The sequence below is a fragment of the Hymenobacter chitinivorans DSM 11115 genome, assembly GCF_002797555.1.
GTDB classification, from domain to species: domain Bacteria; phylum Bacteroidota; class Bacteroidia; order Cytophagales; family Hymenobacteraceae; genus Hymenobacter; species Hymenobacter chitinivorans.
The window spans coordinates 190,453-205,957 of the sequence record NZ_PGFA01000004.1; the positions used below are offsets into that span (position 1 = coordinate 190,453).

The following is a 15,505-nucleotide window of genomic DNA, read 5'->3' on the forward strand; positions in this document are numbered from 1 at the left end:
ACTCAGCTTATTTGGCAATGCGGACTTGCAAATCCAGGGTTGGAACAGGCAAGGAGCGAATTTCAACCACCGTCAGCAGCCCGTACTTGCCGTCGGCCGTGATAAAGGCAAATAGTTGATTCTTGAGCAGGGGCCCCGTGTTCGTTATTGTCTCGCCCTGGCTGTAGAGGTCCGTAAAGTTCTGCGCCGTGACGGCCGAGCTGAAGGTATTCTGGTCGGCCGGCACGCGGCGCAACTGCGTAATACGCGGATTGAGCCACTTGGTGGAATCCCGCTTGAAAGCTTTGTCGGCTAATGTGGCTAGGCTGGGCTTGCCGGTGGCGGTAGGCACGCAGATCAGGTCAACGAGCTGTTGGGCGGCGGGGTTGGTGCGCACCGTGAAGCCCGGCAGCGCCAATCCCGACGGCAAGGCCAAACAACTGCGGCTGGTCGTGTTGCGGGCTTGCTGCAGGTGCACCGTGTAGCGGTGGTACACCAGGGCTGAGTCGCTGTTGCGCAGGGTGAGGCGGAAGCCGCGGCTGGAGCTGTGCTGCTGCGTGTCGAATACTGCAAAATTCCATTGTTCACTACCCGAAGTGGTGCGGGTATTAAAGGTGAACTGGTAGGCCAGCGCATCCCTCTCACTCAGCGTAGAGTCGAGGTAAACCAGGTCCGGCTCGGCGAAGTTGTTCGGATTATAGCCCGTGGCCGGGTAGGTAATGGGATTTTTACGGGGAGAGTACCCCACCGTAATAAGTAGCCGCTTCAGCTTCGTGCTACCGGTTGCTTCGGCATAGAGCTTACTGGTGAGCGTGTCGCCGGCGGTGGTAGCCAAGCGGCTGGCGCTGACGTAGCGGGAACTGCCCACCAGATTGACATAGGGGTTGGGGCCGGTGTCCGAGTCGGGGGCGCAGGCGCTGGCCAGCAGGCCGGCCGCTACCGCAGCAGAAAGGGGAAAGCGAAGACGCATAGGGCGCAAAGGTCGGAAGTGGGCGACTAAGTTGGTCCGGAAGCCCGGCAAAGAAACCAGGTTCCTATAACGCGCCCGGCGCCGGATTCATGCCCGGTCATTAAAAAGAACCCGGCGAGGGCCGCTATTCCTGGTTTGAGGGCTCCGACGGCGCAACCCCGGCCCGGTAACGTTGACTTTAGAGCCGTCTTTTCGTGCGTAACTTGCCGGACATCCTTTCGGCCGCTCACTTTACTTGTTTCTATGAATTTTCGCTTTCTCGGACTGGCTTTCTTCCTCTCGGCGGTCAGCCCAGTCGTGTTGCCTGCTTCGGCCCCGGTGGCCCTGGCCCAGCAAAAACAGAATATCACCCTCGAAGACATCTGGTCGAAGGGTACGTTTCAGGCTCGCTCGGTGCCGGGCTTCAACTGGATGCGGGACGGCCGCTACTATTCCTCGCTCGACAATGGGGACCTGGTGCAGCACGACGTGACGACTGGCAAAGCCGTGCAAACCCTCGTGGCGGGCCAGGATTTGAAGCTGCCCGGCAGCAGCCAGCCGCTGCCGGTAGAAGGCTACTCGTTTAACTCCGACGAGAAGAAAATCCTGTTCTGGACGGCCGAAGAGCCCATTTACCGCCGCAGCTCCCGGGCCACCTTTTTCGTGTACGACCGGGCCAGCAAGCAGCTCGTGCCCCTGAGCGCCGGCGGCAAGCAGGGCTACGCCACCTTCTCGCCCGACGGCAAACGCGTGGCTTTCGTGCGCGACAATAACCTGTTTGTGACCGACCTGGCCACGATGCAGGAAAAAGCCGTGACCACCGACGGCGTGCAGAACAAAATCATCAACGGCTCGACCGACTGGGTCTACGAAGAGGAATTCGAGTTTGCCCAGGCTTTCTTCTGGTCGCCCGACTCGCGGCAGCTGGCCTTTTACACCTTCGACGAAAGCCAGGTACCGGAGTATAACATGCAGGTGTGGGGGGAGCTCTACCCGCAGGACTACCGCTACAAGTACCCCAAGGCCGGCGAGAAAAACTCGGTCGTCAGCATTTCGGTGCACGACGTGGCCGCCGGCCGCACCACCAAGATGGATGTGGGCCCCGAGCCCAACCAGTACATTCCGCGCATCATCTGGACCGAAACGCCCAACCTGCTCAGCATCCGGCGGTTGAACCGCTTGCAGAACAAGCTCGAAATCCTGCACGCCGACGCGGGCACCGGCAAAACCCAGGTAATCCTGACCGACGAGGATAAGGCCTACGTGGAAGTCAACGACGATTTGCGCTACCTCGAAGATGGCAAGCAGTTCCTGTTTAGCAGCGAAAAGGACGGCTACCGCCACCTCTACCTCTATGACATGAAGGGCAAGCTGGTGCGCCAGCTCACCAAGGGCAACTGGGAAATCACCAGCATCGACGGTTTCGACGAGGACAAAGGCATCGTGTACTACAGCAGCACCGAGGTTTCGCCCTTGCAGCGGCAGCTCTACCGTATCAGCCTGAAGGGCAGCGGCAAAACCCGGCTGAGTGAAGCCGCCCACGGCAACAACACCGTGAACCTGAGCCCCGACTGCAAGTATTTCCTCAACTACTTCTCGGCCGCCGGGGAGCCCACCACGGTGAGTTTGCGCAACGGCAAGGACGGCAAGCTGGTGAAAGTGCTGGAAGACAACGCCAAGCTGCGCCAGACGATGAGCCAGTATAACCTGAGCAAAATGGAGTTTATCAGCTTCAAAACCTCGGAAGGTGTAACGCTCAACGGCTCGATGCTGAAGCCCACCAACTTCGACGCCACCAAGAAGTACCCGGTGCTGATGTACGTGTACGGCGGCCCTGGCTCCCAAACCGTGAAAGACGACGTGGGCGGCGGCATTGCCCTGACCAACTACCTCTGGCACCAGCTGCTGGCCGAGCAGGGCTACATCATCGTGTCGGTGGATAACCGCGGCACGGGCGCCCGGGGTGCCGAGTTCAAGAAAAGCACCTACGCCAACCTGGGCAAACTGGAAACCATCGACCAGGGCGAAAGCGCCAAGTACCTGGGCACGTTGCCCTACGTGGACAAGGCCCGCATCGGCATCTGGGGCTGGAGCTTCGGGGGCTACATGACGGCCCTGGCCATGACCAAAAACGCCGACCTGTTTAAGATGGCCATTTCGGTGGCGCCCGTGACCAACTGGCGCTACTACGATACGGTCTACACCGAGCGGTTCCTCAAAACGCCCCAGGAAAACCCCGGCGGCTACGACGACAACTCGCCCGTGCAGTTTGCCCAGCAGCTCAAGGGCAAGTACCTGCTCGTGCACGGCACCGGCGACGACAACGTGCACTTCCAGAACTCCACGGCCTGGGTCGACGCCATGGTAAAAGCCAACAAGGATTTCCAGTCGTTATACTACCCCAACCGCAACCACGGTATTTACGGGGGCAACACCCGGCTGCACTTATATCGGCAAATGACTGATTTCGTGCTAAAAAACCTGTAACTAGCCGGTGCTGCGCACCGCTACCCTCAGTTTTAGCATAAGAAAATGCTGCCAGGCGGCGTTTCCTTCGGATAGTTTCGCGTAGAGTGGTCTTTATGCGCATGCTCCGAATGAAACGCCGTCTACTTTTTTATATCCTGTTCCTGTTCACCGCCGCGGCCTGCCAGCGCGAAAAGCCGGTCCAGTCGGAAGCTTCCCGGCCGGTTGAAGCCGCCCCCGCCCTGGCCGATTCCTTGCCCGACTCCCCGGCTACCGGCGCCGTCAATAGCCGCTCGTGGCACCACCTGGGCCGCCGCACTTCCCGTTCGGCCCCGCTGGTGGTGTACCGGCGCGGCGTGCTGCACGGGCCCGACACGGCTGCGCTGCCGCCCTCGGAAGCCCGCCTCCACGACCTTACCCTCAAGGCAAGTGAGTATTTCAAGATTGACCCCACCCAGCCGGCCGAAGTGCACGGGCGCGAAGGCACCGTGGTCCGGATTCCGGCCGGGTCCCTGGTGGATAACAGCAACCGCACGGCCACCAACCCCGTGTGGGTGGAAATGAAAGAGTGCTACAGCGTGGCCGACATGCTGCTCTCGAACCTGACGACGTTAACGCCCGACGGGGAACTGCTCGAATCGGGCGGCATTGTGCTGGTGCGGGCCTCGGCCAATGGGCAGCAGCTCCGGCTGGCGCCCGGGCAGGCGTTTCAGCTCGAAATGCCCGGCCCGGCTTCGCGCCGCAAAGAGCTGAAGCTGTTTTACGGGCAGGGTGGCCGCGGGCAGCAGCCCCTGCGCTGGGTGGCCGCCGGCCCCGCCGCCGACTTGCCGCCACCGGCCGCGGTAGCCAGCTCTACCGACCAGATGCCCACTTACGGCAACGGCCCGGCCGACATCAACAAGCTGGTGCGCTACCCCCAAACAGCCGTCGAAAACAAAACGGAGGGCATCGTTTACGCCTCGTTTATGGTCGATGAGCAGGGCCGGGTGGAGGCGCCGAGCATCGTGCGGGGCATTGGGGGCGGCTGCGACGAGGAAGTGCTGCGGGTGCTGCGCCAAACCTCGGGCCACTGGACCCCGGCCCGCAGCGGCGGGCAAGCGGTGAAAGTGAAAATGATGCTGCCCATCCGCTTTTCCTTCCACGAAGGCTTGGCCAACGCCGACGAAACCGCCGTAGCCTCGGCCGATACCGCCGGCCCCTCACCCGTAGCGTTGGCCACCGACGACGAGGCCGCCGAAGTGCAGGAGCAGTCGGACCGGCGCGTGTACACCTGCCGTAAGCTGGGCTGGCTCAACGCCGATAAGCCCATAGTCCTGGGGCAGGCCGTTGATTTCACGGTGCCCGTGGATGTGGAGCCTAGCACCAGCATCCGGCTGGTGGTGGAAGGCTCCGCGGCCATTGCCGAAGCCCGGCCCCAGGCCGACGGCTACGCGTTTCAGGGTATTCCCGGGGGGCGCAAGGTGCTGCTCATCGGTACCCAGTACCGCAACGGCACGCCGTACCTGGCTTTGCGCCGCACCGTAGCCGGCCAGGCCAGCAGTGAGGCGCTGGTGTTTCAGGAAACAACCTTGGAGGAGTTGGAGCGGGCCCTGGAGAAAATTCAGTAACTCGGCCTTTCGTACGCTCTTTTTCCCGCCCACGTAGGGCCTGGCGCTGTGCTGTGGGTACGGGGCCGGGCCTATTGCCTTTTTCTGCATGAGTATTCCTGGTGCGGCCCGCGGGGCCACCAGCTCCGTGCTAATAGCCGGTATCGGCCTGCTATTTGTGCTGGAAGTGCTGTTCTTCACGTATTTGCGCAACAGTCTGGGGCCGTACTGGAGCCCGGTGACCCTGTACGCTCTGAGCCTGGGCTTGTGCCTGCTCACGGCCCGGGCCGTGCTGGGTTACCGGTTTGCGTGGCCGGCCACTACGGCCGCCGTTGCCTGGCCGCGCCTGGCAGTTGCCGCCGCCCTGACGCTGGTCAGCTGGCTGATAACGATGCCGGTGTTGCGCAAGCTCATGGCCCAGCACGTGGTTAGCACCATCGGCAGCCGCTCCGATATCCTGCCGGCTCTGCAGGTCTATGTCACCCGGTTTCTGGGACCCGAGCCAGTTTACCGGCCTATTACGCTGCTGGGCTATACTTTTCTGCCCAACTATCCGCCCCTGCAATGGCTGCCCTTTGTGCCGGCCGAGGTGCTGGGGCTCGACTACCGGGCCTGGGCGTTTGGGGCCCTGCTACTGGCCTTGCTGGTAGCGTATCAGTGGCAATTGGTGCGGCTGGCGTTGCCGCGGGGCGAGTGGCTGCTCAAGGCCGTGCTGCCCGTGCTGGTGCTGCACTTCGCGGTGCTCACCGACAAATCCATGTTTGGCCTGACCGTGGAAAGCCTGATTGTGGGCTACTATTGCATACTGGCCATCAGCACCCTTAGCTCTAACCCCTGGCTGAAGGCGCTGGGACTAGTGCTGTGCCTGTTGTCGCGCTTTTCTCTGGTGCTCTGGGTGCCGCTCTACGGCTTGCTGCTGCTCCGGGAAAACCCGCGGCGGGGCTGGCGCACGGCGGGTCTGGCCCTGGCCGGCGGGTTGCTCGTGCTGGGGCCCTTCCTGCTCCACGACCCCACCATCTTTTTGCGGGCCCAGCTCGAAAACCTGGGTATTGCCGAGGGCGAATGGCAGCACATCGATCCGCTGGCGCCGGTGGCCGTGCCCATGCACCTGTTCAACGGCGTCGGGATGGCGCCCTGGTTTTACGACCTGCCTGGCACGCTCACCGAACGGATTACCCGCCTGCAATTCGCCCAATTCGGGCTCTGCACCGCCGTGGTAGTGCTGGCCGGCCTGCTGTTCTGGCGCGTTCGGCACCGCTTCGACCCGCGCCTGGCGGCCCTGCTCAGCCTGAAGGCCTACCTGGCCACGTTCTACGCCTTCCTGATTATTCCCTACACCTACCTGGCCTCCGTGAGCCTGTTCACCTCGCTGTTCGTAGTGCTGATTGTCAGCCGAAAAGCGCCCTTTCTGACGCCGTATTCGACTGCGGTTGCCATCGAGCCAGCAGTAGGAGAGGAGTGAGGCGCATTAGAGCCTGACGCAGACGTTCTGGGGCTCGGTGAAAAAGCGCAACGCTTCCAGCCCGCCTTCCCGGCCCACGCCCGAGTTTTTCATGCCCCCAAACGGGGTGCGCAGGTCACGCAGCAGCCAGGTGTTAATCCAGACGACGCCGGCGTGCAGCTGGTGGGCCACGCGGTGGGCCCGGTCCAAATCGGTGGTCCAGATGGTGGCCGAGAGGCCGTAGTCGGTGCCGTTGGCCCAATTAAGAGCTTCGTCCTCGGTGTCGAAAGGCGTGAGCGTGACGACGGGACCGAAGATTTCCTCCCGGTTGGTGCGACAGTCGGGCGCGAGGCCCTCGAATACCGTGGGCTGCAGAAAGAAGCCGTCGGCGCAGCGGCCGGGCACCTGCACGCGCTGCCCGCCGGCCAGCAGCGTACCGCCTTCCTGCCGGGCCAACTCAATGTAGGACAGAACTTTGTTTAGGTGCGCCTCGCTGACCAGGGCGCCCTGCCGGGAAGTGGCCAGCTGCGGGTCGCCGACGGCGAGGCCGGCCACGCGGGCCAGGAACAGCTCCTTGAACTGCTCGTAAATGGGCCGCTCGATGAAGATGCGGGAGCCGCAGAGGCAGATCTGGCCCTGATTGGCAAAGCTCGACTGAATGCTGGTACTCACGGCCGCGGCCAGGTCGCAGTCGGCAAAAATCAGGTTGGGGTTCTTGCCGCCCAGCTCCAAGGACAGCTTTTTGAACATGGGCGCGGCCGTACGGGCAATATGCTCGCCGGTTTTAGTGCCGCCCGTAAAGCTGATAGCCTTAATGGCCGGGTGCTCCACCATGGCCTGCCCCGCGCCCGGCCCGGTGCCGTGCACGATGTTGAGCACCCCGGCCGGCAAACCCGCTTCCTGGCACAGCTCCCCCAGCCAGTACGCCGTGGCCGGCGTGATTTCCGAGGGCTTGGCCACCACGCAGTTGCCGGCGGCCAGGGCCGGGGCAATTTTCCAGGTAAACAGGTATAGCGGCAAGTTCCAGGGCGAAATGCAGGCCACCACGCCCAGCGGGTGACGCACGGTGTAATTGAGCGACTGGCCTTCCTGAAAGTGGCTTTCGGAGGAAAAGTGGCCGATGCCGGTGCCGAAAAAGGCGAAGTTGCTGGCCGCCCGCGGGATGTCGACGGTGCGGGCCAAAGCCACGGGCTTGCCGTTGTCCTGACTTTCGGCCTGGGCCAGCCGCTCCAGGTCCCGCTCAATCAGCTCGGCAATGCGCACCAGCAGCCGGCCCCGCTTTTCGGCCGGCAACGCCCGCCACGCCGGAAACGCGGCCTGAGCGGCGGCCACGGCCTGCTGTACGTCGGTAGTGTCGGAGTCCGGAATCTGGCTGTAGACCTGGCCGGTGGCGGGTTCCACGTTGTCGAGGTAGCGGCCGTTGGCGGGCGGCACAAACTGGCCGTTGATGAAATTCTGGAGCTGGAGCATGGCGGGTGGCACGGGGGTGAGACGTCAGCAAATCTAGCCATACTAAACCACTACTTTTGTGGTTCGGGCCGCGCCGGCCTTTCCCGCTTATGAAACTTTCTTTCCTGGATGGCCACACGGTGCCCCGCTGGTTTTGGCCGCTGGTGCTGGGCCTGAACCTGCTGCTGCATCTGCCGTTTTTCGCGCAACCGCCCAACAGTGTGCACGTGTGGCGCCAAAGCAACACGATGGCCGTGGCCCGCAACCTCTACGAGGAGGACATGAACCTGCTGCGCCCCCGCGTGGATAGGCGCAACGAGTCGGACGGCGTGACGGGTATGCAGTTTCCGAGCTACGAGTGGGTGGTGGCCGTGGGCTACAAGGTGCTGGGCTTCCACGAGGCCATTCCGCGGGTCGTGACCTGGCTGATTTTTGCCGGCGGCGTGCTGGCCTTTTTTGCCCTGGTGCAGCGCCTGTCGGGTTCCCGCTGGCTGGCCGCGGTGGGCGCCTGGGGTTTGAGCTGGAGTCCGGAGCTGTTCTACCACAGCATCAACGCCCTGCCCGACGTGCTGGCTTTGTCGGCGTCCGTGGCGGGCTTGTTTTACTTTCTGCGCTGGTACCAGGAGCGCCGCGCCCTGGATTTTTGGCTGAGTTTGCTGCTGACTACCCTGGCCGGCCTGACCAAGCTGCAGTACCTGGTTATCGGCTTTCCCATTGCCGTGCTCATCCTGCGCGACCTGTGGCAGCGCCGCCTCAGCTGGCGCCGCGACGCGCTGCCGCTGCTCGTGTTTGCCGTCGTCACGGTGGGCTGCACGCTGGCCTGGTACGCCTACGCCGTGCGGCTGATTGAAACCTCCGGCCTGGCCGACTTCGGCCTGGAGCTCCGCCCCGCCTCCGACCTGGCCGCGGCTGTTAAAACCCTGACCCACAACCTGATTTCTGATATTCCCGAGCTGCTCATCAACTACGGCAACTTCGGCCTGCTGGTGCTGGGTTTGGTGGCCGTGGCCCGGGGCGGCTACGTGCGCCGCTACTGGTTTGGGCCGCTGCTGGCCTGGGCCCTGGCGTTGCTGGCCTACCACCTCATCGAGCTGCGGCAGATGAGCGTGCACCAGTACTACATGCTGCCCTACCTGCCGGTGCTGTTGCTGGTGGTGGTGGTGGGAGCGGGCTGGCTGGCCCAACAACCGAAGTGGCGCTGGGCGTTGGCCTTGCTGCTGGTGGCCCAGCCGGTGCTGGCCTTCGTGCGTATCGCGCCGGCCCGCTGGATGGGTGGGGCCCGCGAAGTGCCCACCGAGCTGTTTGAAGCTGCTACCCGGGCCGAGCTCAGCAACGCCGTGCCCGACTCCGCCCTGTGCGTGGTCGGCCCCGACGAGTCGGGCTGCAAGTACTTTTACTTCCTGCACAAAAAAGGCTTCGGCTACAACGAAAGCGCCCAGCTGTTTGCGCCCGGAGCCGGCGGACAACCGTATCTGGCCAACTGCATTCAGCGCGGCGCCCAATACCTGTACACCAACGACACCACGCTGCTAACCCAGGACCCGCGCCTGCAGCCCTACGTGGCCCGCACCGTCCGGCAGGTTGGCAGCTTCCGGGTGCTGGCTCTGCGCCCGGCTGTTTCCGCTACTCCTGACTCCACCACGTCCCGATGAACACACGTTTTTGGCTCCTGGTGCTGGGCGTACTGCTGAGCTACCTGCTCGTTTTCGGGGCTTGGACCTGGCCCCTGGCTTCGCAGCTGAGCTCAGCCTTCCCGGCCTTCGCCGACCAGGACGGCTACATGCAGCTCTGGAACGTGTGGCACTTCCGGGAGGCCGTGCTCAGCGGACAAAACCCGTTTTTCTCCAACTGGCTGCTGTACCCCGACGGCGCCTCGCTGTGGCTGCACACCTATATTCCGGTGGCGGGCATGGTCAACGTGTTCATCGGCAACGAAATGTTGGCCCTCAATCTGACCCTGGCCGCCGAGTACGCGCTGTCGGGGCTGGGGGCCTGGCTGCTGGCCCGGCGTTGGGTGCGGCAGCCGGTGCTGGCCTGGCTGGCGGGGCTCTACTTCGCCTTTTCGCCCTACAAGATGGTGCGCCTGCCCTACCATTTCGATTTGGTGCTCACGGCTACGGTCCCGTTTTATATCCTGGCGTTTCTGCGCGCGTTCTGGTTTGAGCCCGGCCGGTTCTGGCCCCAGGTCCGCAGCTGGAAAGCCGTGGCGGCCTGCTTTGTACTGGGGGTAATTACCTTGTTCAGCGACTATTACGTCCTGTTTGCCCTGCTGTATTTTTCCTTGGCCTACGCCCTGTGGTTCTGGCTGGCGCTGGGCAACATCAATTGGCGCAAGCCCCGGCCCTGGCTGATTCTGGCCGTGGCGCTAATTGTCACCCACATTGCCATCCGCCTGATTCGCCTGGCCGGCGTGCCCGATAATTCCGGCTTCTGGTGGGGCGGCGACCTGGTCGGCTACTTCCTGCCCGCCGACAACAGCCGCTGGCTCAACTTTGCCTGGGCCCGGCAGCTGTACAACGACCCCAAGGTGTTCAACATGCCCGGTTCGGTCGAAAACGTCATGTTCCTCGGCTACGCCGTGCCGCTGGTGGTGGTGCTGGCTTCGTTCTGGCCCGGGCGGGCGGCTTCCCGGCGCCACCACGATTTGCAGGGCCGGCCGCTGGCCTGGGTCTTGCTGTTTTTCGTGCTGCTCACGTTGCCCGCGCTGCGGGTATTGGGCCATGTCAATTTTAACCTGCCCAACGGGCTGCTGCACTTTATTCCCTTCTTCAACAACATTCGCTGCCCCACCCGCTGGGTGCTGCTGGTCACGCTGCTGCTGCCCATCGTGGGCTTTAGTGCCCTCGAAGCCGCCTGGGACCACGCCGCCCGGCCGGTGGCTCGGGGCCTGCTGAGCGCGGCGCTGCTGGCCGTGGTGTTGTTTGAGTTCTGGCCCGTGCCGCCGCCCCTGGATTCGTCGCGCCGGCTGCCGGCCGCCTTTCAGGCCGTGGCTAAGCTGCCCGGTGAAGCACTGTTTACCCTGCCCGTGGGCCTGGTAGACGGCTACCGGCAGGTGGGCAAAACCGAGTTGCGCAATTTCCTCTACCAGCCCTACTACCGCAAGAAAATTCCCTCGGCCTACATTTCCCGCGTTGCCGCCGAGCAGTTTGCCCAGTTCGAGGCCGATACCGTGATGCACACGCTCGTAGTGCTGCAGGAACTGCCAGCAGAATCTGATACGGTGGTAGTAGCGCCTTCGGCTACGGCTGCGGCCCGGTTCCGGCGGCGTTACCAGCCCAGCGGCGTGCTGGTGAGCCCAGCCTGGCGCAACGGGCCGGCCCACCGTTACCTACGCCAGGTATTCCCCGATTTTCGGGAGCAGAGCTTCCCGGACGGCTACGTGCTGCTGGCTCCCGCTGGGTCTGTTCGCTAAAGCGGCTCAGGCTTAGCGCGCGGGCAATTCGGCGGACTGAGCCGTGGCGTGCGTCACGGGGATATTGGTGTCGGAAATGATGTAGAGGGGGCGCTGCCGCACGTTGGCGCTCAGGCGGGCAATGTACTCGCCGATAATGCCCACGGCAATGAGCTGCACCCCACCCAAAAACAGGATGCTGATCATCAGCGACGCCCAACCCGGCTGGTAGTCGTGAGAGATAAAGCGGGAGTAGAGCGTGTAGAGCATTACCAGAAAGGCTATGCCCGAGACGATAAAGCCGCTGATGGTGGCTGCCTTCAGGGGCGCGTCCGAGAAGCCGGTGATGCCGTCCAGGGCCAGCCGAATCATCTTGCGGTAGGTATAGCCCGTTTCGCCCCCGGCCCGTTCGGCCCGGTCGTACTCGATATAGGTTTGGCGGTAGCCAATCCAGGAAATCTGGCCCCGGATAAACTTGTTCTGCTCCGGCATCTGCTTCAGGGCGTCTATCACCTTGCGCGAGATAATGCGGAAGTCACCCGTATCTACCGGAATGGAAATGTTGGTAATGCTGGCCAGTAGCCGGTAGAATAGCTTGGCGGTCAGCTTCTTGGCCGTACTTTCGCCCTGCCGGGAGCGGCGTTTGGCATATACTACCTCGTAGCCTTCCCGCAGCTTGGCGTAGAGCTCGGGAATCAGCTCGGGTGGGTCTTGCAGGTCGGCATCAATAATGACTGCCGTGTGGCCCGCCGCTAGGTCCAGGCCCGCCGTGACGGCAATCTGGTGGCCGAAGTTGCGGCTGAAGTCGATGTAGCGCACCCGCGGGTCGCGGGCGGCCAGGTTCTGCACCAGCGCCAACGACTTATCCCGGGAGCCGTCGTTGATGAAAATAAACTCGTACTGCACGCCCATTGGGTCGAGCACGCCGCCCAGGCGCGTGTAGAGCGCCGGAATGTTGGCTTCTTCGTTGTAAATGGGAATAATAACGGAGAGGTCCAAGGGCAGGGAAGGGCGAAATGAAACGAAGTCAGAAAAAGCCAGCCAGGGAAGCCAGCTGGTGGCCGCCGGATTCAGAACCGACGGCCACAACCGAAAGCTCCACTGGTAAGCCGACCACAAAGGTAGCTAATCGGCCTGCACGACGAGCCGACCTAGCGCGCCAGCGGATACGTGTTCAGCACCGGCTGCCGGCGGCTGTCGTACCAGTACACATCCGTGGTCAGGGGCCGGATCAGCAGGTCATCGGCCAGGATATCCCGGCCCCCAAAAATAACCTGGATTCGGTTGACGCCCGGGGCCGGCCGGAAAACCACTTGCAGGCGCACCCAGTCGCCGTCCACTTCAGTTGTCAGGCGGCCATCCACGGCGTGGTCACTCACCTCGCTGTTGCCATTAAACTGCTTGACCCGCAGCACGCCGTAGCCGTAGTCGAGCTTACCATTCACCCATACGCTGGCCTCGTAGCGGGCCGTATCGGTGGGCGTGGGTAGGGGGCCGTCGTAGAGCACCGTGTTGGCTTCTTTGGGTTCGTACAGGGCGCCGGGGGCCAGCCGGCCGCGCCGGTCGGGCTTATCCGCAAACGACTCGTAGACCACACCCCGGTCGGTGGAGGTGTACAGCCCGCCGGGGCGCTGGGGCAAGGTGGGCAGCAGGGCCGCCGCTTTGGCACGCTCCTGGGCCAGGCTGGTAGCTCCCAGCGCCGCCACCGGCAGCTCGTAGAGCGTCACGTTTTCGACCGTCACCAACCGGGTGGCAATGCTCACCAGGCGCTGCTCGGCCGGGGTCAGGGCGTCGGTGGTTACCAGCAGCAGAATGGGCTTGTCCGAGGGAAATTTCTGCAGCAGGGTCTTTTCCACCAGCGGGCTGCTCAGCAACTGCACGTGGCGCAGCATGTGTTCCACCGAAGGCCGCGAAACGTAGGTCGATAGCTCCGGGAGGCCCGTGGCCACGGCCAGGCGGTGGGCCTCATACGTGGCGGCCGCCGAGCCGCTCAAGTCGATTTTGTCGCTGCCCTTGTTCATATAGGGCAGGGGCATAATGGCCTGAAAGTCTTTGGGCGAGCGGCTGGCCCAGCTTAGCTGCTGCACCAGGTTGTTTTGGGGGGCCAGAAAGGCGGCAGCTCCGAAACCCTGCTTAGCCGCTTGGGCTTTCGACGAAATATTAATCCACGCTTCGCCGGCCCAGAACAGTAGGAGCATCGGCACCCAGGGCGCGGCCAGTATGGGCAGGCGCCGCAGCCGCTGGTAGCGCAAGAGCCGGTACAGATAGTACGCGGCATAAGTGCTCATCACGTAGTAAAAAGGCCAGGCAAAGCGGCCCAGCGCCCGGAACTGCTTGAGCGGCCCGAGGTAGTCAATCCAGTGCTCGAAACCGGGAAAGGTGAAGGGAATAGCAAAGGAAAACAGCAGGAGCAGGGACGCCGCGCCCAAGCCCGCCGACAGGTGGGGCGGCATGAGCTGGCGGGCCAACAGGCGGGCCGGGCGCTGGCGCAGCTGCCAGGCCCGCCACAGCAGCAGCAGGCCGGCGGCCACCAGCACACCCGTGGCCACCAGCCCCACGTACGACATCGACTCGTAGCTGATTTCCTCAGTCGGAAATACGGATTGCCACAACCCGTGCAGGGGCTCCAGACTAGGTGTGAACACGCCGCGGGGCGTGGCCATGTACACCAGGAAGCCGTACGGGTTTGGGGGCCGGTCGGCAGTGGGGTCAATGGCCAGCATCCACACCCGGAATACGACCAGGGGCAGAATAGCCGTGAGGGCCATGCGCCAGATCAGGGCCAGTGGGCGGGGGCGCCGCAAGCTCAGAATGACCACGTGACCCAGCAGAAAGAAGCAGCCGCAGGTCAGGAAGTACAGCATTACGCCCCCCATCAGGAGGCTGCTCACGCCAAAAAGCACGTACCAGCGCCACTGCCGGGGGGCCTCCTGCATGCGGATGATAAAATACCACAGCAGCGGCACAAAGCACGTGTAGCTGAGCGACATATGGTCGCCGAGACGTTGAATCTGGGGGGAGAGGAAGCCAATAATCAGGGCCAGCACCGCCGCGTACCCCACCGACATGCGCGTGCGCCGCAAAATGGCGTACAGAATCATGGGCGTGACCAGCACGCTGGCCAGTGCCACCAGGTTGGTAATGGCAATGGTGTGCTGCCCGGCCGGCACCCCCAGGCGCTGCAGCAGGTTCATCACCCAGGCAATCAACGGCTGCAGGTTAGGGTAGTTAAAATCTTCCCCAAACGGGTAGTTCATCCCCGAAAAATGGCTCCCGGAGTCGTACAGCGCATAATAAGCCGTGGCAAAATAGCTCTGAATACCGTCGCCCCCGGCCTGGAAAAAGTAATCATCGGGGTGCGCCAGGGCAAAGGAGAACAGAAAAGTCAGAATGGCGGCCGTAGCCAGTCCCACCCCGGCCAGACCCAGCCAATGGTAATTTCGACGAGATAAAATCATGCAAAGAAAACTAACGTGCCACCCGCAAAAAGCACCAGAATACGAGCAAACTAGAGGGCCAGAGCTCGGCCACGGGTTGGCGCCGTCAAAACTACAGGTTTAGCGGCATAATAACCCTTCGTATGTCGAACAGCTACTCTATCTTTGCCGAAAATTCGCCCGTCGCAATCTGTGCTTACTATGCGCTGTTTTTACTTCTTGTTTGTGCCACTTTTCCTGACGGCGGCCTGCTCCAAAAAATCATCGGATGAAACGGCCGGGCAGCAATCGCAGGTACTGGTACGCAACGGGTTTGAAGATTTGGACGGCTGGGTGCCCAACAACCCGTCGCTGACCAAGGAAAAGCCGCACGCCGGGCAGTATTCGGTGAAAGTCGACCAGAATATCGAATATGGCCTGACCTATATCAACCAGATCGGGCGCCTGTCGCCGACCCGCATCAACAAGATTCGCCTGACCGCCTGGGCCTACCAGGAGAAGCCCGGAAAGGCCGCCGTGGTGGTGCAGATCAACAGCCCGGTGCCCAACGCGCCGGGGGTATTCTATCAGAAAATTGATATTACCGAGGTCGGCAAGTGGACCAAGCTCAGCCAGGTCCTAACGATGCCTGCCGTGGTGGACCCCGCCAGTGAGATTCGCATTTACCTGTGGCGCCACGAGGCGGGCGGCCCCGTGTACATGGATGACCTTGAGTTGAGTGTCACGCCCTAAAAAATTACTCGATTTCGTGTTTCTACTGGCTGGTTTTCCGGCCGCTTACTTTTGCCCTGCCCTGGTTGCTAGCTT

Annotated in this window: 10 protein-coding genes; 6 read left to right on the forward strand and 4 right to left on the reverse strand. The window is 62.7% G+C overall.

Annotated elements, in window-relative coordinates; translation table 11 throughout:
* Positions 1 to 7 precede the first annotated feature (7 nt).
* Complete coding sequence (locus CLV45_RS20795) at positions 8 to 949, reverse strand: hypothetical protein (protein WP_100338411.1); 942 nt, start codon at positions 947 to 949, stop codon at positions 8 to 10.
* A gap of 243 nt (positions 950 to 1,192) precedes the next feature.
* On the opposite strand from CLV45_RS20795, the gene CLV45_RS20800 reads away from it, so the two are divergent.
* The 3 genes from CLV45_RS20800 (at position 1,193) to CLV45_RS20810 (ending at position 6,442) form a co-directional block, all read left to right on the forward strand.
* Complete coding sequence (locus CLV45_RS20800) at positions 1,193 to 3,415, forward strand: S9 family peptidase (RefSeq protein WP_100338412.1); 2,223 nt, start codon at positions 1,193 to 1,195, stop codon at positions 3,413 to 3,415.
* A 110-nt stretch (positions 3,416 to 3,525) separates the two neighbouring features.
* Positions 3,526 to 5,001: an energy transducer TonB gene (locus CLV45_RS20805; protein ID WP_157807690.1), complete on the forward strand. Its 1,476-nt coding sequence runs from the start codon at positions 3,526 to 3,528 to the stop codon at positions 4,999 to 5,001.
* Positions 5,002 to 5,089: 88 nt separating this feature from the next.
* Positions 5,090 to 6,442 carry a hypothetical protein gene (locus CLV45_RS20810; RefSeq protein WP_100338414.1) on the forward strand — a complete coding sequence of 451 codons (1,353 nt, stop codon included), beginning with the start codon at positions 5,090 to 5,092 and terminating at the stop codon, positions 6,440 to 6,442.
* A gap of 6 nt (positions 6,443 to 6,448) precedes the next feature.
* Here CLV45_RS20810 and CLV45_RS20815 read toward each other — a convergent pair whose 3' ends face one another.
* Complete coding sequence (locus CLV45_RS20815) at positions 6,449 to 7,891, reverse strand: aldehyde dehydrogenase (protein WP_100338415.1); 1,443 nt, start codon at positions 7,889 to 7,891, stop codon at positions 6,449 to 6,451.
* 89 nt (positions 7,892 to 7,980) lie between these two features.
* Between CLV45_RS20815 and CLV45_RS20820 the strand changes: the two genes are divergently transcribed.
* Both CLV45_RS20820 and CLV45_RS20825 read left to right on the forward strand, forming a co-directional pair.
* Positions 7,981 to 9,522 (forward strand): ArnT family glycosyltransferase, encoded by a 1,542-nt coding sequence (locus CLV45_RS20820; RefSeq protein ID WP_100338416.1) that lies wholly within the window; start codon positions 7,981 to 7,983, stop codon positions 9,520 to 9,522.
* Positions 9,519 to 11,282 carry a glycosyltransferase family protein gene (locus CLV45_RS20825; RefSeq protein WP_100338417.1) on the forward strand — a complete coding sequence of 588 codons (1,764 nt, stop codon included), beginning with the start codon at positions 9,519 to 9,521 and terminating at the stop codon, positions 11,280 to 11,282. Before CLV45_RS20820 ends, CLV45_RS20825 begins: the two co-directional genes overlap by 4 nt.
* A 12-nt stretch (positions 11,283 to 11,294) precedes the next feature.
* On the opposite strand, the gene CLV45_RS20830 is transcribed toward CLV45_RS20825, so the two are convergent.
* Both CLV45_RS20830 and CLV45_RS25065 read right to left on the reverse strand, forming a co-directional pair.
* Positions 11,295 to 12,260 carry a glycosyltransferase family 2 protein gene (locus tag CLV45_RS20830; RefSeq protein WP_211289984.1) on the reverse strand — a complete coding sequence of 322 codons (966 nt, stop codon included), beginning with the start codon at positions 12,258 to 12,260 and terminating at the stop codon, positions 11,295 to 11,297.
* Positions 12,261 to 12,412: 152 nt separating this feature from the next.
* Positions 12,413 to 14,719, reverse strand: a complete 2,307-nt coding sequence (locus CLV45_RS25065) for a glycosyltransferase family protein (protein ID WP_157807691.1) — start codon at positions 14,717 to 14,719, stop codon at positions 12,413 to 12,415.
* Positions 14,720 to 14,899: 180 nt separating this feature from the next.
* Between CLV45_RS25065 and CLV45_RS20840 the strand changes: the two genes are divergently transcribed.
* Positions 14,900 to 15,430 carry a carbohydrate binding domain-containing protein gene (locus CLV45_RS20840; protein ID WP_100338418.1) on the forward strand — a complete coding sequence of 177 codons (531 nt, stop codon included), beginning with the start codon at positions 14,900 to 14,902 and terminating at the stop codon, positions 15,428 to 15,430.
* Positions 15,431 to 15,505: the final 75 nt, after the last annotated feature.